This is a genomic window from Burkholderia sp. BE17 (assembly GCF_009362305.1).
GTDB classification, from domain to species: domain Bacteria; phylum Pseudomonadota; class Gammaproteobacteria; order Burkholderiales; family Burkholderiaceae; genus Burkholderia; species Burkholderia pyrrocinia_C.
The window spans coordinates 51,937-69,610 of record NZ_WHNU01000052.1 but is presented as its reverse complement, the minus strand read 5'-3'; the positions used below and the strand labels follow the sequence as shown (position 1 = coordinate 69,610).

Genomic DNA, 17,674 nt, shown 5'->3' with positions numbered 1-17,674 from the left:
CAGCATCAGATCCTGAACCTCGGTCGGCGTCATCGGCCCCTTGACCAACTGGTCCAGCAGTTCCTTGGGCAACTCAGGCAGCGGCCCGCGGGCCGCTGCCTGACGCGCTACGGTTTGCCTCTTCTTCTTCATCGGCATATCCATGACTTTTATACCTCATGATATGCCCCGCCCACGAAATGACGGATAGGTCCTTCGCGAGCGGCGCGTCCTGCTCGGCTAAGGTTTACACGCGCCGTGCCGTTATCTTCCCTGGACAGCCCTCGTGCCTCGAATGCTGATCCGTTTTCTTGCCTGCTCGCGTTCTGCGCGAGCAGGCTTTTTTCGTTTACGGCGCGCTTGAATCGGAAAAGTGCGCCGCACTCACGCAGCGCTATCGCACCCGGCTCGTGGCGAGCTTCGCATACCGCAAAGAACGGTATATCTTGCGACGAGACATTCCGATCAAGAGAACCAGCGGAAGGAGTAACCACCCATGCCGGAAATCCGGACCGTACTACGTGCCGCGACAGCGCACGACGCGCCCCTCATCGCTCGCCTGCACACCCTGAGTTGGCAAACCGCATACAGCCATATCCTCCCGGCGGCCTATCTGTCCGACGAGGTGCCGACGGAACACGCGGTGCGGTGGCGGAAATATCTCGATCGCAATGAAACAGAGTGGGGCCTCGTGCTGATCGCCGAGTCCGATGGCGAACCTGTCGGCTTCGTCAGTGCCGAACGCCCGGTCGATCCGGTGCGCGGCGTGCTGCTTGACTGCCTGCATGTCCATCCTTCGCATCACGGAAGCGGTACAGGCAGGCGCATGATCGAAGCCGTTCGCGCATGGGCCCGAACGCTCGGCGTGGACAAGGTCTATCTGTCGGTGCTGGACGGCAACGCGCGCGCGATCGGCTTCTATGAGCACAACGGCTGGAAATTGGCGGGTATCGAAACGAGCCGCATCGGCCAGACGGAGGTCGCCGACCGGATCTACGCGATACGGGCCTAGGCGCTTGCCCGAATACAACCGAACGGTCGCCCGATATGCAACTACTCCCGGCCGCTACGAAGTCGCGCCGGGCAGAAGCCGCATCTGCTCGTCCGTCACTCGCCGCAATACCGCACGAGCAAATCGGCCTCCGTCTCGTGCACCTCGACGGGCAGGGTCGTCGCGCCTGCATAGGCAAGATAGCGTGCGCGATGCTGGCCGTTGCGGAATGACGCGACGCCGACTTTCGACAGGCCGGGGATGCCGAGCAGCGTTCGCGTTCTCGTCACGCGAAACGTGATGAGCGGCATGTCCGGAATCTTGTCCTGGTCCGGATCGAGGAATTCGCGAATCCCCGCGGCTTTTCCGGGCGCCCAGTACTGAACCGACGGCAGCACGTAGTCCGTCGTGTCGCGATCGGCGCAGGTCAGCAACTTCTTCAGGTCGATCGTCACGACCCGATGTCGCGAGTCGTCGGACGAGAATACCCGCTTGAGATGCGTATAGGCATAGGGGACGTGCCCGGGAAGCTGGATAATCCAGACGTCTACGCCATTCAGTTGTGCGCGGGCGAGTGTCATTTTTCCTCTGGTGGCGCAAGCGGTCTCGGTGGCCGGAGTTTAGCAGCGCAATTACGACAGCGGAGCAGGTCGATACCGGATCAGGAAAACGGAACGATTCACTGCGGAACCGGAAGCGCAGCAGGAACGGTTGGCAAAGCGGATGCGATCATGCGTCGGTGGCCGATATCGACAGGTTTCGAGAATATCGCGATACTTCCAGCGGAAAGGACGCGCTGCGCAAAATTCACGCAATATTCATACGGCATTGCGAAACCGTGCAGGCGCGGATCATCATAAAAACAGAGAGGGCAGATTGACTGCAGAAAACCATGTCGTCGAGACTTGAAATCGAATATCTCGACTACTGTTTCACAGCGACGCTCGAAATCAGGGAGTCCGGCCGCACCGGTGTTGTCGACTGGAAACTGGAATCCGATTCGCGGAGCAAGACGCTCGCGTGGATCGTGTTCGATCGCTTTCTCGAGCGGAACGACTTCGCCGATGAAGAAGATGCGCGTGCAAATATCGTCGACTGGCTGGACCGGCTTGCCGACCCGAGGTCCGGCCCGTCTGCCGAAATTGCGAAGGCAAACGCGGTTGCCTCGGCAGGCGCCGCGGCAACAGACCCATCGACTGCCGAAATCGTCGGCGAAACCATCGTTGAAATCGTCAGCGAGGTCGACTGGATCGATATGGTCGTCGATTGGTTTTTCAGCGGCTCGCCCTGATGACGAAACCGGGTTGTCCTGATGCAGGTTATTGCGTTCGCGAAACATGGTTTCACGAAAATCGCCACAAGAAAATGAAGCCGAAATCACGGCACTCGAAAAATAGAATAATCCTGCTTTGACATCACCCTCGACTTGCCGGAAACTGGGCCGGGTCCGAAAACGTCCACCTGAACAAAAAACAAAATCGAACTCCAAACATGAAAGGAAGAGCGCTGCTGACGACCGGCGCGATCATTGCCGCTGCCGGTCCGACAGGGTTCGAAAACCGCAGATACGAAGCGACCGTCGACCGATTCCTCATTAGCGAGGACGGCAAGAAATTTGTCGTGCTCGGCAAGAAATATCACTACGTCTTCGATATGCCCGAGCATTTCGACTCCGTATTGGCGTCGTCGTACCGGGAGTCGATCCAAGACGTCGCTTTGCGATTTCGTCGCGCAGGGCAGCACGATCTCGGGCAGATCCCAGTTCGACCTTCACCGCGTCGAGATGACCTGCGACGATCGGGATCGCGCGCTGGCGGACGGCTTCAAGAAGGACGGACGCTGCGATCCGAAGATGAAGGGCGCGCTGGACGGTTCGCGCTATCTGGCCGACGGTTTCGCGCAGGGCAAGACGTGGTCGTCATTTGCCCATTCGTACGCGAGTCAGATGACCGACCGCATCACGACGGCGGGCAAGGCCGTTCGCGTACTCGCGACGCCTGTCACGCTCGCGGCCGACGGCGTGATGATGGCCGGGGCGGTGGCGCTGTCGCCTGTCATCGCGTGATGCCCGCGCCGGCCGCAGGTGTCGCGCTCGGACCGTGACGCCAGGCGGCTGCGGACCTGCCGGATGCCGCCACATTGTTGGCAAAGGGTAAGTTGCCGCACAGACCGTCGCGCGACCCGCGATCACAATTCGGCCGGTTGACCGTTCTTCCCCGGCCCGGTCAACCGTTTCCCCGCTCGCTCGCGCAGGAGCGGGGGCTTTTTGCCCGTCCGACGCCGCAGAGCTGCGTCGGCGGAACCGGACAGGCGTTCGGCAGGCTGCGCAATCGAACCACGCGCACCCCGGCATCCGTTCGCCTGATCCGCACGAATCGCTTTCCTCGTGCCTGAGCGAACCCTCAGGCCCATCGCCGGTTTCGGCTGGCGATGCCTTGATCCCGGCAGCGAGCAGCAACGCTGCCGGGATGTTTTTTGCACCGAACGCGTTGCATCGCGTCGCGCGCAGCGGGCATGTCGACCCGCTCAGCCAGCCTGTTCGACGCTGGTTTCCCATCCGTCGTATTCACCTCCGAGCGAACGTACCTCGCGATTGATCGCGATCGTATGGCGCGTGATGTCGGCCAGCGCCATCGTGCCTTCGTGCGAGAAACGTACGGCCGACTTGCCGTCTTCCGTCGGCGCGACCGATTCGACCGGATAGCCTTTCGCTTCGGCCCAGTCCGCGAACTGGTGTGCGTCGCTCGGGTCCGGGAAGTAGGCCCAGTGCATCACGCGCCGGCTCACGTCGCTGGCGTCGCCTTTCTGCCGCAGCGCATCCAGCACGCGCATGTCGCGCATGATCTGCCAGTCGTCGTCGGTCGGGTAAAGGGTCTGCCAGTACGCTTCCTTGTCCGGATCGTCCTGGTGTGCGTACTGCAGCGCGTAGGTTGTCTGTTCGGCCAGTGAATCGACGAGCTCCGCCGCCGCCTCTTCGTCGAACGGCACGTAGAAAAGGAAATCCCGGTTGCCGTCGACGGTGATGCGGCCGACCTGGACACCGCCTTTCGCGGCGATCGTGGCGTCGAGCAGATCCTCGATCTTCGTGAGATCGGCGAACTCGTCGCCGGTCGGCAGGCCTTCGGGCGTCGGATGCGCGAAGGGGACGCGCACGCTGAGCAGCGACGTGCGCGGATCGCTTTCCGAGATTTCCGCAAAGCTGTGGTTGAAGCTGATGAAAGCCTGATGGTCGCCCATTCTGGCAGGGAAGGTTCCCCAGGCGTCGGTCATGTATTTCTCCCGTACACGAATGTCTGTTGACGGTTGCAAAGCGTCCCAATGTATCATCGAAAATCGCGTTCGCCGGAGAGGTGCACATGATCGCGAGTCTGAGCATCCTGGTGCCGGTCGAATACGATCGCTATCGGGCCGTGGTTGATTTCTATCGGTCGGCGCTTGCGCTGCCGGTGCATTCCGACGGTGTGTCGGCCGAGGGCAATCCGTGGCATCGTTTTGTCGTGCACGGCGCGACGCTGACAGTTCATACGGGCAGGGGCGGTGAGTTTCCGTATCCGGAGTTTCGTCCGACCGGCCATGGGATCGCGCTGGCAATCGAAGTGGCGCACGTCTCGGAAGCCGTTGCGCAACTTGAATCGCACCGTGTCGGCATCCTGAACGACTGGGACTACGGCGATGGCACGGTGGCGATTTCCGTGGCGGACCCTGCGGGTAACGTATGCGAGATCTGGGGCTGTCCGTGACCCGGCGCATATGCGCGACGGGCTGCAAAAGCGGGCCGCGAAAAAATTCGAAGGAGATTCCGATGTCGATGTTTGCGGTGAATGGTGTTCGAATCGATCCGCTCAGCGCGCGCGTGACGCACGTGCGCTGGGCGGCCGTGAATCCCGCCGACCGATCGTGGGCGGCGGCGCCGAGCGAGGCGCCGGTGGCGGAAGTGGCGCGCGCACTCGCGTCCGGCAACGATGTCCGCGCGATCTTCTCGGAATCGGATGCCACCGCGATCGGGCCCAGGCTGAAACGCGTGCTGTATCGCGATGCGTCGGAAGGCATCGAGCTCGACATCGATGCGACGAGCGAGTCGCGCACGTTACGGGATCTTCCGCAGATCTGACCGGAACGACGCGTGCTGGCGATAGCGGGCGCCGCCGCATTGCGGCACCTGACCGAAAGGCTGCTCGCACAACGTCGAACGCGAGGAGTAATATCGAATAACCGTCGTGCTGCATTGCTGGCCGCACCGAACGGTTTGACGGGCCGCGGGATTTGCGGCGGCCCGGTACCAAAAGCGAATCGCGCAAACGCGCACGAGACCATGTCCAGACCTGTCATCGCCCCGCTGGCATCCGCGCTTTGCCTGGTGCTTGCTGCCTGCCAGACCGCGTCCGGGCCGGCGCCCGTGCAGCCGTCGCCCGAGACCGCAGCCGTTCCGGCGGCGTCGCCGGCAGCGCCGATTCGCGGCATCGGCCTGGCGCCTCAGCTGGCAGGGCAGAGTCACTGGGCTGTCGGTCAATGCACGACCAACGGCACCGTCAAGGTGTGCAATTGACCGGTGCCGACTGAACGGTGCCCGTTCCCTGCGAACGAAAGATTGTGGGGGCACGGAAACGCACGACGTTCTCGACCGCAACGATTTCCCGTCGCCAATCCCTGTCTTCCGGTTCGTTCGCGGAGCCTTGATATGGCGCCCGATCTCGATGTGCCGATTGCCGTCGATGCGAGTAATTGAACGATGAACGACGAACGCGAAACGAACGATTCCGACCAGCACGTCGATCCCGTCGCGGGAACGGTCATCGGCCGGTTGCCGGTAACGCTGGCGGTCGACGGCCGGAGCCTGAGAAGAAGGGCAATCGCGTGCGCGGTGCTGGCCGCGGCGAGCCTGTGCGGTTATGCGGCCGCCCCGACGCTCTGGCCGGTCGCGGCGCTGGCCGTGCTGCTGGCGCTGGCGGGTGTCGCTTTCTTCGTCTCGTCGCGACGCAAGATGGCGCTGCATGTCGACGAAACGGGTTTCAGGCTGATCGGCTCCGCACGCGAAAGACCCGTCACGCAATGGCGCGACGTCACCGAGTTCCGGATCATCAGCGTCGCCGGAAATAGTTACATCGGCTACCAGTTCTCGGCGCATTCGTCGCGCACCAAGGTGCCGGGCGGCGTGATGCTGCCGATCGCCCGGTTTGCCGATCTCCCGCTCGACGCGGTGGCCGGGTTGCTGGAAGCGTGTCGCCGGCAGTTTGGCGGGCAGGACGACCGGGCCGACCGAGCGGGCTGATTGCGCCCGATGAGCGGGACCTGAACGACCCGGCACTCATGAAAACAAAAAATGTCGAGCGCCGTGTCGATTTCCGTCTGGTTCATCCGTCGTGGTATCGGAGGCGTGCGCATTGCGCGTCCGTCCCGTTTCCCGATACGACAACCGACTGAAGGAGCGACACCCATGTCCACGTCCGTCAAACCGATCCCGGAAGGGATGCGCACGCTGACGCCGCACCTGATCTGCGCCGGCGCAGCCGCAGCCATCGACTTCTACAAGCGCGCATTCGATGCGAGCGAGCAGTTTCGCCTGGCGATGCCTGACGGCAGGCTCGCGCACGCGTGCCTCGCGATTGGCGATTCGACACTGATGCTGGTGGATGAAATGCCCGAGCACGGCGCGCTCGGGCCGAAGGCGCTGAAAGGCACTGCCGTCTGCCTGCACCTGTACGTGCCGGATACCGATGCGGCGATCGCGAAGGCTGTCGCGGCCGGCGCGACTGTGACGATTCCGGCCGCCGACATGTTCTGGGGCGATCGTTATGGACAGGTCGAGGATCCGTTCGGGCATCGCTGGTCGCTCGCGACGCATCAGCGCGACCTGACGCCCGAGCAGATCGCGGAGGCGATGGCCAGCGCGCCGCCGTGCGGAAGCTGACGCGGCCAGGTAACCGCGGTTGAACGGCGGGGCGGCGGCATGCGCCCGTCCGGTTCGCCCGCGGTCAGGCGCCGGCCGTCTTGCCGTGCTGCTTGTGCTCGTACATCCGGTGGTCGGCCGATGCGAGCAGGTCGGCCGCCGTGCGATGGCGCGCGGGATCGTAGGCGACGTTCCCGACGCTGAACCGGATCGCGTAGCCGCGTGCGTCGGCCGTGTTGCGCAACGCAAGCGCTTCCGTCACGCGTTCGACCGGCTCGGCTACGTCGGCCGGATCGGTGAAGGTACGGCGAGAAGCGGGCGCCATGGGCCTGCGTTGCGTCCCGATGCGGAATCGTTTGCGCGATGCCTCAAGGTGCGCGTCGCGGTGCCGTAAACAGGGCGAAGACAATCGTTCATCGCATCCCATCGCACCATGGTTCGAATCCTGTACGCGGGGTATCTCGCGTTTGCGCTGTATCTCCTTTACCCGATGGTTCAGAACACACTTGCATTCAGCACGGATTGCGTGAGCAACGCGCTGCCGGGTGGCGCTCACGGCATGTCGACGTCGTCGGCAAGCGGCGTGGACGGGCATGCGAACCGCTGTGCGCCGACCACGCAGGCCGGTGCGGCGACCGGGCGGCTGCCCGAAATCCATTGAGCGCGGCGGACCGTCGCGCGTGTCGTTCGATGCGTGACGCGGTGTGCTGGCCATTCGGCCGAATTGATCCTCGCGCCACGCTCGACGATCATCTGTAGCGCGGCGGATCGAATGCGAGGTGTCGAGAGCCGGGCGAAAGCGCGGCGTGCGTCAGTAGCTGGAGCGGTACGGCGTGCCCTGGTCGAAGCGGCTTTGCCAGTGCGTGAGGTAGCGTGACGCGAGTTGCGGATTGTTCCACACCACGACGACGTTCTCGGAATTGCGGCTGGCCGCCGACGCGCTGTAGTTGAACGAACCGGTCTCGACGTGTTCGGCGTCGATCACGAGGTACTTGTCGTGATGAATCGCATAGGCGTCGATCGTGCGCGTCGGGATGCCTGCGTTGATGAGCAGATTCAGTGCCTGCTTGCTGCTCTTCGCGCGGTTGCCCTTGTCGTCGACGACCACGGCGACATTGACGCCGCGTCGCTTTGCAGCGAGCAGCGCGCGCGTGACGGGCGGCGACGTGAACGAATAGGCGGCGACGCGAATCGAGCTGCGCGCGGCGCCGATCGCTTTCAGCACGAGTGCCTCGGCGCCGCCGTCGGGCGAGAACGCCGATTCGACAACCTGCGTCGCGGGTGCTTCGTGGGTAGGCGCCGGCAGCCATCGCGACACAAGGTCGATCGCCTGCTGAAGCAGCGATTCACTTTGCGTCTTGCCGAAGGCGGCGAACGGTGTAGCGAGCAGGGAGGCGGCGAGGCAGGCAGCGGCGAGGCGATTGCGCGACAACATCTTGGACAGCGAACAATTTCGAGACAGCGGGCCGTGAGTGTAACGCAGACGCGGCGGCGCGGTCACGCGCGGATGCGAATGGATTGTCCGCGCGACGATCGCTGGCGGTGGAGGCGATGACGCAAAGTTGCGTTGCGAGGCATCTGCGTGTGCGATCAGGTCGATCGATGGATGTTGCCGACGACGGTGTGCGATTGCGCGTGCCGTTGCGGGACATCGGCGTGCGAGCAATGCACGAGTGCAGTCGAGCGGGCTTGGTGCGGCTCGTGACAGAAGCACGCGTGCAAAACGCGGCTCGAGTGCGTCACGCAGGCATGCGCGCGCCGCGCGTCAGTCGTCGACCGCAGGCGCCCCGGCTTCGTCGGGCGCGATCCATCCGGGCCCAGGCTCCGGCTGCACGTCGCGTGCGTCGAGCGGTTCACCGCAGGCCGAGCACACGGTAACCGCATGCATCAACTGGCCGCAGGCACGGTGACGCAACTGCACCGGCGGCCCCTGGCCGTCGTCCTTCCAGCGGTCGCCCCATGCCATCAGCGCGAGCAGGGCGGGGTACAGGTCGAGGCCTTTTTCCGTCAGCCGGTATTCGAAGCGCGGCGGGCGCTCCTGATACGCGCGCTTGACCAGCACACCTTCGTCGACGAGCCGCGCGAGGCGTTCGGCCAGTACATGGCGGGTGAGGCCCAGCTGTGCCTGGAACGCGTCGAAGCGGCGGCAGCCGAGGAACGCGTTGCGGAGGATCAGCATGGTCCAGCGGTCGCCGAGCACGGCGAGCGTGCGCGCGACCGAACAGTTCAGCGTGCCGATGTCATCCCATTTCATCGTCGAGTCTCGTGCGTCTTGCGGCGGTTCAGCGAAATAGCGGGTTCGATTATAGAACCCGCCTTCGGTTGCAACGGGCGCGGCTGCGTTGACAACGGAAGGTATCGTTGTCGATAATAAGTTCCAATTCAGAACTTACTCGCGCGGCGACGCGCTTTCAACCCGGAGACAACCCGATGAATCCGCTTTCCCTGTCTGGTCTCGATCTGCTGCGCGCCGCAATGGCGGGCGACGCGCCACTCGCGTCGATTTCCGAGACGATTCCGATGCGTCCGCTGGATGTCGAGCTCGGTTATGTGAAGTTTTCGGCGCGGGCGGATGGTCGGCACCTGAATCCGCTCGGCGGCGTGCACGGCGGGTTCGCCGCGACGGTGCTCGATTCGGTCACGGGTTGCGCGGTGCATTCGATGCTCGACGCGGGTGTCGGCTACGGCACGGTCGATCTGCACGTGAAGATGTTGCGGCCGGTGCCGCGCGACGTCGACCTGGTCGCGGAAGGGCGCGTGATTCACCTGTCGCGTTCGCTGGGCGTCGCGGAGGGCACGCTGAAGACGCCGGACGACAAGATCGTCGCGCATGCGTCGGCGACCTGCTTCATTCAGCGGCCTCAGTAACGAACGGCGGCAGGCGGGGCCGGTTGCAGGCGGGGGCCGCGTCGTGCGATGCAGGTTGCAAGGCCGTCGTCCGCGCCCGGGCGTTCATGGCAGCGCCGAAGGCCGCCTGTAAGCGCACGCGGCGCGCGTCTGAAGCGCTCGCTTCAATGTGATAGCGTTCCTGCTTTCCACCGACGCGACAGGAACAGCATGGAATACCGCACACTCGGCGATTCGGGCATCGAGGTCAGCCTGGTCGGTCTCGGCACGATGACGTGGGGAGAACAGAATTCGGAGCGCGACGCGCACGAGCAGATCGACTACGCGATCGCGCAGGGCGTGACGCTGATCGATGCCGCGGAGATGTATCCGGTGCCGCCGAAGCCCGATACGCAGGGGCGCACCGAGCAGTACATCGGCACCTGGCTCGCGCAGCATCGCGCGCAGCGCGACCGGATCGTGCTTGCGACGAAGATCGCGGGCCCGGCGCGGCAGCCGCACAACCCGCGCCATATTCGCGGCGAGGGCAACCAGTTCGACCGCAAGAACCTGACCGAGGCGCTCGACGGCAGCCTCAAGCGGCTGCAGACCGACTACGTCGATCTCTACCAGCTGCACTGGCCCGATCGCAGCACGACGACGTTCGGCCGTCCCGCGTATCCGTGGGTCGACGATGCGTACACGGTGCCGATCGAGGAAACCCTCGGCGTGCTCGCGGAATTCGTGAAAGCCGGCAAGGTGCGCGCAATCGGCGTGTCGAATGAAACGCCGTGGGGCGTCGCGCAGTTCCTGCGCGCGGCCGAGAAGCTCGGGCTGCCGCGCATCGCGAGCATCCAGAATCCGTACAGCCTGCTGAACCGCACCTTCGAGAACGGGCTGTCGGAATTCACGCATCGCGACGGCGTCGGCCTGCTCGCGTATTCGCCGCTCGCATTCGGCTGGCTGTCGGGCAAGTACGAGAACGGCGCGCGTCCGGCCGGCGCGCGCATCACGCTGTTCGAGCGCTTCCAGCGCTACAGCAAACCGCAGGCCGTCGAGGCGACGTCGCGTTACGTCGCGCTCGCGAAGCGTCACGGGCTGTCGCCCGCGCAGTTTGCGCTCGCGTTCGTCAACAGCCGGCCGTTCGTGCGCAGCAACCTGGTCGGAGCAACGTCGCTCGAGCAGTTGAAGGAGAACATCGGCAGCATCGACGTGAAGCTGTCCGACGAGATCCTCGCCGAGATCGACGCGCTGCACGAACTGCAGCCGAACCCGGCGCCGTAAACGGCGTGCGGCCCGCGCGGCAGCGATGCCGCGACGGGCCGCATCGGCGGCGCCTGCGCCGTCGTCGGTTGCGTTACCGCATCTTGAGCCGCGTGCGCGCGACGAACAGCGCGGCAAGGCTCAGCAGCGCGCAGCCCATCAGGTAGAGCGCCGGCGACAGCCGGTTGCCGGTCGTGCTGATCAGCCAGGTGATGACGAACGGCGCGAAGCCGCCGAACAGCGTGACGCCCGTGTTGTAGCTGACCGCGAGGCCCGTCGCGCGCGTCTGCGACGGAAACAGCTCGGCCATCAGCGCCGGCAGCGCGCCGCAGTACATCGCTTTCATCGCACCGATCCAGACCAGCGCGGCGAGCATCGTCGCGAATGACGCGTGGCGCGTGAGCCACGCGAACGTCGGCCAAACAGTGACGAGCATCAGGACGGCCGCGACCGCCATCATGCGGATCCTCCCGGTGCGATCGGACAGATGGCCGACGACCGGCGTGACGAGCGTCAGCACGAAGCCGGTCGCGAGCGTCGCCGCGAAGCCCGTCGACGCGGGCAGCCCGAGCTGCTTGATCGCATAGGTCGGCATGTACAGCACCATGTAGTTGACCGCGGTCGAGATCACCAGCGCGCCGATCGACAGCAGCAGCCGCAACTTCTGGTCCGCGAACAGTTCGCGCACCGGCGCTTCGGAGCGTGCCTGAGTCTTGAACTCGACGCCTTCGTCGACGTAGCGGCGGATGTACAGCCCGACCGGGCCGATCGCGAGACCGAACAGGAACGGTACGCGCCAGCCCCAGCTTTCGAGTTGTGCGGTTGTCAGCGTGGACGTCAGCAGCGCGCCGAAGCCCGATGCGAGCAGTGTCGCGAGGCCCTGGCTCGCGAACTGCCAGCTCGACATGAAACCGCGCCGCTGCGGCGCGTGCTCGACGAGGAACGCGGTCGAACTCGCGAATTCGCCGCCCGCGGAAAAGCCCTGCATCAGCCGCGACAGCATGATCCCGAGCGGCGCGAGAATGCCGATCGATGCGTAGGTCGGCATCAGCGCGATCAGCAGCGTGCCGGCCATCATCATCGCGATCGACAGCAGCAGCGACGCCTTGCGGCCCGCGCGGTCCGCGTACGCGCCGAGCACGAAGCCGCCGATCGGCCGGATCAGGTAGGACAGCCCGAACGTGCCGAGCGTCAGCATCAGCGACGTCGCTTCGCTCGTCGCGGGAAAGAACAGCTTGGCGATCGTCACCGCGAAGAAGCCGTAGACGATCAGGTCGAACCATTCGAGCGCGTTGCCGATCGATGCCGCGAAGATGATGCGCCGGATCTTCGCGGCGCTGGGGCGGGCGGCTTCCTGCGAGGTCAGGGTGGTCGTATTCATCGTGTGTGCAGGTCCCGAGAAAGGGGCGAAGCGCGTTACAGGGCGGCGCCGGCCGCGGCGGGCGCCGCGCGGCGAACGGGCGGCGCATCGTCGCCGAGATCCCAGAAGAGGCCGGCCATCATCTGCAGCCCCTCGCTGACGACGCTCGCGAGCAGGTGCTCGTCGGGCGCATGCTGCGAGCACGCCGGGTACGAGTGCGGCACCCACAGCGTCGGCAGCCCGAGCGTGTCGGCGAACACTTCGTTCGGCAGCGTGCCGCCGAGGTTCGGCAGGATCGCGGGCTTCTTGCCGGTGGTCCGCGCCAGCGACGCGACGGCCCAGCGGACCCACGGATCGTCCGGCGGTACGCGCGTCGCCGGTGCGCCGCGATCGATGTCGATCTCGATGTCGCCGAAACCGTGCGCATCGAGGTGCGCACGCAGGTGCGCATGCAGCGCTTCCCAGTCGGTGCCGACGACGAAACGCAACTGGCAGTGCGCATACGCGACGGGCGGGATCGCATTGACGGGGTGCTCCGGGTTGCCGGCCTTGAACGCGAGGATCTCGAACGTGTTCCAGCCGAACACGCGCTCGGCCGAGGACAGGCCGGGCTCGCCCCAGCCGGCGTCGAGCGCCGGATCGCCGGGGCCGCCGCCGACGGAAAGATCGGCGAGCGCGTCGCGCACGGCGGCCGGGATCGGCGGCGGGCGCAGCCCCGCGACGCGAATCGCGCCGCGCGCGTCGACGAGGCTCGCGAGCGCATGCGCGAGCACGATCGCCGGATTGCGCAGCAGCCCGCCCCAGTTGCCGGAGTGATGCGCGCCGTCGCGGGCGCGCAGGCTCAGCTTGAAGTTCACCGAGCCGCGCGAACCGAGGAACACGGTTGGGCGCGCGGCGGCAATACGCGGGCCGTCGGACGCGATCAGCACGTCGGCCGTGAGCGCATCGCGCTCCTGGCGGCACAGCGCGTCGAGGCCCGGCGACCCCGTTTCCTCGCCCATCTCGATCAGCAGCTTCGCATTGAAGCCGAGCCGGCCGCCGCGCGCGTCGAGCACGCTCGCCAGCGCGGCCAGGTTGATCGTGTGCTGCCCCTTGTTGTCGGCGCTGCCGCGGCCGTACCAGCGGTCGCCGTCGGCCGTCAGCGTCCACGGCGACAGCGGCGCGCGCCACTGCGCGTCGTAGCCGCGCACGACGTCGCCGTGGCCGTAGATCAGCACGGTCGGCAGCGCGTCGTCCTCGTGGCGTGACGCGAGCAGGAACGGGCCGCCGCCGTCGACGGGATTGTCGACGATCCGCGACGTGAAGCCGAGGCGCGCGGCCTCGGGCGCGATCTCGTCGGTGAGGTAGGCGCGCAGCGCGGCACCGGTGCCGCTTTCCTGGCTTTCGGTGCGCAGGCCGACGCGGCGGCTCAGGGTCGTGAAGAACGCACCGGATTCGAACTGGTTCAGCGCGTGCTGGATGGCGGCGGTACGGCTCAAGTCGGGTCTCCTCTGTCGGGCTGGCGGCGTGCGCGGATCGCGCGTGCAGCGTGAAGTGCGATCGATTCTAGAAAGCCGTTTTTTTTGTCACAATGATCGAATTTCGAACCTTCCTTTGCCGAAAAGGCAAGGCAGCGCGGCCGGGAACGGCGCGGAGACAGAACGATGGCGGCTTTCCTGCATGGCCTGGCGCTGCGGTATTTCGTCGAAGTGGCGCGCACCGGCTCGATCAGCGACGCATCCGCGCGGCTGCACGTGGCCGTGTCGGCAATCAGCCGCCAGATCGCGAAGCTCGAGGGCGAGCTCGGCGCGCCGCTGTTCGAGCGCCGGCCGCGCGGGATGGCGTTGTCGGAGGCCGGCGAGCGGCTGCTGGCCTTCGCGCAGCGCAGCCTGCTGGAGGCCGAACATGTGATGAAGGACATCGGCGGGCTCGACGCGCTGCATGGCAGCCTGCTGAAGATCGCGTGTTCGGAGGGGTTCGCGATCGATTTCCTGCCCGGCGCGCTCGCGAGCTTCAAGGCGCGCCACCCGGGCGTCGATTTCTCCGTGTGGGTCGTGTCGCCGGCGGACGCGACGCGGCGCGTGCGTGACGGCGACGTGGACATCGCGCTGACCTTCAGCCTCGCGCCGGAGAAGGGCGTGCGCGTCGAGCACACCGAGCGGGCGCCGATCTTCGCGCTGGTGCTGCGCGACCATCCGCTCGCGGCGCGCGACGCGGTGTCGCTTGCCGATGTCGCGCGGCATCCGCACGTGCTGCCCGAGGCCGGCACGACGGTGCGCCAGTTGATCGACATCGCGTGCGCGCTCGACGGGCTGCTGCTCGAGCCCGAACTGACGAGCAACAACACGGCGGCGATGTACGGCTATGCGCGGCGTACGGGCGCGGTGATGTTCACGGGGCTGCTGTCGGTGCGCGACCGCTTCGATGCGGACGGCTTCGTCGTCGTGCCCGTGACGAACCCGCAGCTTCGCGAGCGCAGCATCCAGGTGCAGACGATGGCGGGGCGTGATCTGCCCGCGTCGGTACGGGCGTTCCGCGACCATCTGATCGACGCGATGCAGGTTGCATCGTCGCCGCCGGCCGCCGCGCGCGGACCGAGACGCCGGCCCGTGAGATAATCGCCAATCCGCCTTCCGCGCCCATGCGGCTCACCGAGCCGCATCGCCCCTGTTCGACGCCAAATTGAAGAACCTGATTGTCACCCTCGATCGCGCCGGCGAGTTCGACGAGATCATCGACGTGCGCACGCCGCTCGAGTTCGCCGAGGACCATATTCCCGGCGCGCTGAACGCGCCCGTGCTCAGCAACGAAGAGCGCGTGCTCGTCGGCACGATGTACCGGCAGGTGTCGCCTTACGAGGCGACCCGCGTCGGCGCGGCGATGGTCGCGCGCAACATCGCGCGCCATCTCGACACGACGTTCGCCGACCGTCCGCGCAACTGGCGGCCGCTGATCTACTGCTGGCGCGGCGGCAAGCGCTCGGGCTCGATGACGGCCTGGTTCAACCTGATCGGCTGGCAGGCGCGCCAGCTCGACGGCGGCTACAAGGCGTACCGCCGCTCGGTATGCGCGACGCTCGACACGCTGCCGACGCGTTTTCGCTATATCGCGCTCGTCGGCCACACGGGCTGCGGCAAGACGCGCCTTTTGAACGCGCTGCGCGACGCGGGGGCGCAGACACTCGATCTCGAGGCGCTCGCGTGCCATCGCGGCTCGCTGCTCGGCGCGCTGCCGGGCACGCCGCAGCCGTCGCAGAAGGGGTTCGATTCGGGGCTTGTCGAAACGCTCGGACGTTTCGACCCCGAATGGCCGGTGTTTGTCGAATCGGAAAGCCGCAAGATCGGGCTCGTGCAGTTGCCGATCGCGCTGATCGACGCGTTTCACGCGGGGCCGTGGGTGCAGGTCGAAGCGGCGCACGACGAGCGCATCGCGTTCCTGCTCGACGATTACGGCCACCTGTTCGACGAACCGGCCGCGTTCAAGGCGCAGCTCCATCGGCTGATCGGCCTGCACAGCCGCGAAGAGGTGGCGCACTGGAACGCGCTGATCGATGCGAACGCGCGGGCCGAACTGTTCTCCACGCTGATCGACAAGCATTACGATCCCGCTTATGCGCGCACCTACCGCGCGGCGTACGGCAAGCCGAACCGGGCGCTGACGTTCGCTTTCCGGCCCAACGCGGCCGACGTGCGCGATCAGGCAAGCACGCTGCTGACCCAACTCGCGCAGGCCGGGCTGCCCGCGTCGGCCGCGCTTGCGGCAGGCGCGCAATCCGAAACCGATAAAAACCAATCGACGACTACACGATGACGACCACACGCACCCAACCCAATCCGGCCCTCGGCTGGATGACCTTCCTGCTGATCGCGGTCGCGGGATTGTTCTATGTGAAATGGTTCCCGTACTACAACAAGGCGTTCGTTGCCGCCGAGCACCATTCGATCGGCCAGTCGATCCTGATGGGCACGTCGGCGGCCGCGCCCGAGCCGTCGCTGAAGGCTGCGCTCGACTACGCGTGGGCGTACGGCAAGGCGATCTGGCAGGCGATGGTACTGGGCCTGCTGCTCGGGTCGGCCGTGCAGGCGCTGCTGCCCGCGCACTGGGTCGCGCGCGTGCTCGGTCGTACCGGCTTCGGCAGCGTCGCCGCGGGCGGCCTGCTGTCGCTGCCCGGGATGATGTGCACGTGCTGCGCGGCGCCGGTCGTCGCGGGGCTGCGTGCGCGCCATGCGTCGCCGGGCGGCGCGGTCGCGTTCTGGCTCGGCAACACGGTGCTGAACCCGGCGGCGCTGGTCTTCATGGGCTTCGTGCTCGGCTGGCACTGGAGCGCGCTGCGCCTCGTGCTCGGTATCGCGATGGTGTTCGGCATCGGCTATCTGCTGAACCGCATTGCTCGCCCTGAAGACCGCAGCATCGACGATGCGCAGCTCGCCGCGCTGGCGGCCGAGCAGGCCGCGGCCGGCAATCCGTTCGCCCGCTGGATGAAGCTGCTTGCGCGCATGGCCGTGCGGCTCGTGCCGGAATACATCGTGCTCGTGCTGCTGCTCGGCGCCGCGCGCGCATGGCTGTTCCCGCATATCGGCCCGGACATCGGCAATCATCTCGGCTGGATCGTCGCGTTCGCGGTCGCGGGCATGCTGTTCGTGATCCCGACGGCCGGCGAGGTGCCGATCATCCAAGCGATGCTGTCGCTCGGCATGGGCGTCGGCCCGGCCGCCGCGCTGCTGATGACGCTGCCGCCGATCAGCGTGCCGTCGCTCGCGATGCTCGCGCGTTCGTTCAAGCCCTACATGCTGGCGATCGTCTCGACCCTCGTCGTCGTGTTCGGGGTCGTGAGCGGTCTGCTCGCGGTCGCGTTCGGGTTCTGACGGGCGCGAGCGGCGCGCCGGGCGGGCGCGATCGTCATATTCATCCGGCGCCGCGGCTTCACGCGTGCGGCGCCCTTTACAAGAAGCAAACAGGAAAACGCATGACCCAACCGAAGATCCATCCTCGACTCGAAAAGGCGCTGACGCGCGGCGATCTCGCGATCCGCCAGGCCAATTCCGCGCGGGCGACTGCCGTGCTGCACGCGCTCGGCACGATGATCATCGAGGCCTCGGCAACGATCGGCGTAGACGCCAGCATCGACATTCCGCAGGGCGACCGCATTTACGATCCCGTCAACGGCCTGTGGCCGCAGAAGATGCTGGTGTCGTTCGACGGCCCGGTGGACGAAGCCGACAAGGAAGAACTGCGCTCGGTCTATCTGGTCGCCGACGATCCGGGCACTCAGTTCCGCGTCGAATGGCATCGCGCGGACGGCAAGCTCGGCCGCCAGGAAGGCGGCCCGCTCGCGACCGTCGCGTTCCTGACCGACGTCGAGATTCCGTGGAGCGACGACGACGAGTAA

23 protein-coding genes and 1 pseudogene are annotated in these 17,674 nt (G+C 66.1%); 15 read left to right on the top strand and 9 right to left on the bottom strand.

The features are described 5' to 3' along the window. Window positions 1–132, bottom strand: a pseudogene (locus GD429_RS34300) (IS256 family transposase); the annotation flags it as partial. 343 nt (window positions 133–475) lie between these two features. On the opposite strand from GD429_RS34300, the gene GD429_RS34295 reads away from it, so the two are divergent. Beyond that, window positions 476–991, top strand: coding sequence for a GNAT family N-acetyltransferase (locus GD429_RS34295; RefSeq protein ID WP_152863876.1), 516 nt, complete (start codon window positions 476–478; stop codon window positions 989–991). Window positions 992–1,086: 95 nt separating this feature from the next. Here the strand turns inward: GD429_RS34295 and GD429_RS34290 are convergent, their stop codons facing one another. Further along, on the bottom strand, window positions 1,087–1,551 hold the full coding sequence (locus GD429_RS34290; RefSeq protein WP_152863874.1) for a plasmid fertility inhibition factor family protein: 465 nt from the start codon (window positions 1,549–1,551) through the stop codon (window positions 1,087–1,089). Window positions 1,552–1,862: 311 nt separating this feature from the next. Here GD429_RS34290 and GD429_RS34285 point away from each other — a divergent pair, with 311 nt between their 5' ends. Further along, on the top strand, window positions 1,863–2,261 hold the full coding sequence (locus tag GD429_RS34285) for a hypothetical protein (RefSeq protein WP_152863872.1): 399 nt from the start codon (window positions 1,863–1,865) through the stop codon (window positions 2,259–2,261). 86 nt (window positions 2,262–2,347) lie between these two features. Here the strand turns inward: GD429_RS34285 and GD429_RS41400 are convergent, their stop codons facing one another. Further along, window positions 2,348–2,635 carry a hypothetical protein gene (locus GD429_RS41400; protein ID WP_227791950.1) on the bottom strand — a complete coding sequence of 96 codons (288 nt, stop codon included), beginning with the start codon at window positions 2,633–2,635 and terminating at the stop codon, window positions 2,348–2,350. Window positions 2,636–2,753: 118 nt separating this feature from the next. On the opposite strand from GD429_RS41400, the gene GD429_RS41395 reads away from it, so the two are divergent. Then, window positions 2,754–3,035, top strand: coding sequence for a hypothetical protein (locus GD429_RS41395; RefSeq protein ID WP_227791949.1), 282 nt, complete (start codon window positions 2,754–2,756; stop codon window positions 3,033–3,035). A 461-nt stretch (window positions 3,036–3,496) separates the two neighbouring features. Here the strand turns inward: GD429_RS41395 and GD429_RS34275 are convergent, their stop codons facing one another. Continuing rightward, entirely contained in the window at window positions 3,497–4,240 is a 744-nt protein-coding gene (locus tag GD429_RS34275) for a DUF695 domain-containing protein (protein WP_152863870.1), read from the bottom strand. A gap of 86 nt (window positions 4,241–4,326) precedes the next feature. Between GD429_RS34275 and GD429_RS34270 the strand changes: the two genes are divergently transcribed. The 5 genes from GD429_RS34270 to GD429_RS34250 all read left to right on the top strand — a co-directional run bounded on the left by GD429_RS34270 (window position 4,327) and on the right by GD429_RS34250 (window position 6,878). Beyond that, window positions 4,327–4,710, top strand: a complete 384-nt coding sequence (locus GD429_RS34270) for a VOC family protein (RefSeq protein WP_152863868.1) — start codon at window positions 4,327–4,329, stop codon at window positions 4,708–4,710. Between the two features lie 62 nt (window positions 4,711–4,772). Beyond that, on the top strand, window positions 4,773–5,081 hold the full coding sequence (locus GD429_RS34265; RefSeq protein WP_152863866.1) for a phosphatidylserine/phosphatidylglycerophosphate/cardiolipin synthase: 309 nt from the start codon (window positions 4,773–4,775) through the stop codon (window positions 5,079–5,081). Between the two features lie 201 nt (window positions 5,082–5,282). Further along, the gene (locus GD429_RS34260; RefSeq protein WP_152863864.1) at window positions 5,283–5,516 is read left to right on the top strand and encodes a hypothetical protein; all 234 of its coding nucleotides are present in this window, start codon (window positions 5,283–5,285) and stop codon (window positions 5,514–5,516) included. Window positions 5,517–5,699: 183 nt separating this feature from the next. Beyond that, window positions 5,700–6,239 carry an aspartyl-tRNA synthetase gene (locus tag GD429_RS34255; protein ID WP_152863862.1) on the top strand — a complete coding sequence of 180 codons (540 nt, stop codon included), beginning with the start codon at window positions 5,700–5,702 and terminating at the stop codon, window positions 6,237–6,239. Between the two features lie 165 nt (window positions 6,240–6,404). Next, a complete protein-coding gene (locus tag GD429_RS34250) occupies window positions 6,405–6,878 on the top strand; it encodes a VOC family protein (RefSeq protein WP_152863860.1) in 474 nt (157 codons plus the stop codon). Window positions 6,879–6,942: 64 nt separating this feature from the next. Here GD429_RS34250 and GD429_RS34245 read toward each other — a convergent pair whose 3' ends face one another. Further along, a complete protein-coding gene (locus GD429_RS34245) occupies window positions 6,943–7,182 on the bottom strand; it encodes a diguanylate cyclase domain-containing protein (protein WP_415748970.1) in 240 nt (79 codons plus the stop codon). Window positions 7,183–7,290: 108 nt separating this feature from the next. Between GD429_RS34245 and GD429_RS34240 the strand changes: the two genes are divergently transcribed. Next, window positions 7,291–7,518 (top strand): hypothetical protein, encoded by a 228-nt coding sequence (locus tag GD429_RS34240; protein ID WP_152863858.1) that lies wholly within the window; start codon window positions 7,291–7,293, stop codon window positions 7,516–7,518. Window positions 7,519–7,668: 150 nt separating this feature from the next. On the opposite strand, the gene GD429_RS34235 is transcribed toward GD429_RS34240, so the two are convergent. Both GD429_RS34235 and GD429_RS34230 read right to left on the bottom strand, forming a co-directional pair. Next, window positions 7,669–8,292, bottom strand: a complete 624-nt coding sequence (locus GD429_RS34235; protein WP_105393102.1) for a phospholipase D family protein — start codon at window positions 8,290–8,292, stop codon at window positions 7,669–7,671. Window positions 8,293–8,622: 330 nt separating this feature from the next. Then, the gene (locus GD429_RS34230; protein WP_152863856.1) at window positions 8,623–9,111 is read right to left on the bottom strand and encodes a winged helix-turn-helix transcriptional regulator; all 489 of its coding nucleotides are present in this window, start codon (window positions 9,109–9,111) and stop codon (window positions 8,623–8,625) included. Between the two features lie 176 nt (window positions 9,112–9,287). On the opposite strand from GD429_RS34230, the gene GD429_RS34225 reads away from it, so the two are divergent. After that, window positions 9,288–9,725: a PaaI family thioesterase gene (locus tag GD429_RS34225; protein ID WP_152863854.1), complete on the top strand. Its 438-nt coding sequence runs from the start codon at window positions 9,288–9,290 to the stop codon at window positions 9,723–9,725. A gap of 189 nt (window positions 9,726–9,914) precedes the next feature. Continuing rightward, window positions 9,915–10,967: an NADP(H)-dependent aldo-keto reductase gene (locus tag GD429_RS34220; RefSeq protein WP_152863852.1), complete on the top strand. Its 1,053-nt coding sequence runs from the start codon at window positions 9,915–9,917 to the stop codon at window positions 10,965–10,967. Window positions 10,968–11,040: 73 nt separating this feature from the next. Here GD429_RS34220 and GD429_RS34215 read toward each other — a convergent pair whose 3' ends face one another. Next, window positions 11,041–12,327 (bottom strand): MFS transporter, encoded by a 1,287-nt coding sequence (locus GD429_RS34215; protein ID WP_152863850.1) that lies wholly within the window; start codon window positions 12,325–12,327, stop codon window positions 11,041–11,043. A 35-nt stretch (window positions 12,328–12,362) separates the two neighbouring features. After that, on the bottom strand, window positions 12,363–13,784 hold the full coding sequence (locus GD429_RS34210; RefSeq protein ID WP_152863848.1) for a M20 family metallopeptidase: 1,422 nt from the start codon (window positions 13,782–13,784) through the stop codon (window positions 12,363–12,365). 165 nt (window positions 13,785–13,949) lie between these two features. On the opposite strand from GD429_RS34210, the gene GD429_RS34205 reads away from it, so the two are divergent. The 4 genes from GD429_RS34205 (at window position 13,950) to GD429_RS34190 (ending at window position 17,674) form a co-directional block, all read left to right on the top strand. Next, window positions 13,950–14,903 carry a LysR family transcriptional regulator gene (locus GD429_RS34205; protein WP_152863846.1) on the top strand — a complete coding sequence of 318 codons (954 nt, stop codon included), beginning with the start codon at window positions 13,950–13,952 and terminating at the stop codon, window positions 14,901–14,903. Window positions 14,904–14,967: 64 nt separating this feature from the next. Next, entirely contained in the window at window positions 14,968–16,095 is a 1,128-nt protein-coding gene (mnmH, locus tag GD429_RS34200; RefSeq protein ID WP_152863844.1) for a tRNA 2-selenouridine(34) synthase MnmH, read from the top strand. After that, window positions 16,092–17,150: a permease gene (locus tag GD429_RS34195; RefSeq protein WP_152863842.1), complete on the top strand. Its 1,059-nt coding sequence runs from the start codon at window positions 16,092–16,094 to the stop codon at window positions 17,148–17,150. The genes mnmH and GD429_RS34195 overlap by 4 nt, the downstream gene beginning before the upstream one ends. A gap of 101 nt (window positions 17,151–17,251) precedes the next feature. Next, complete coding sequence (locus GD429_RS34190; RefSeq protein ID WP_152863840.1) at window positions 17,252–17,674, top strand: hypothetical protein; 423 nt, start codon at window positions 17,252–17,254, stop codon at window positions 17,672–17,674.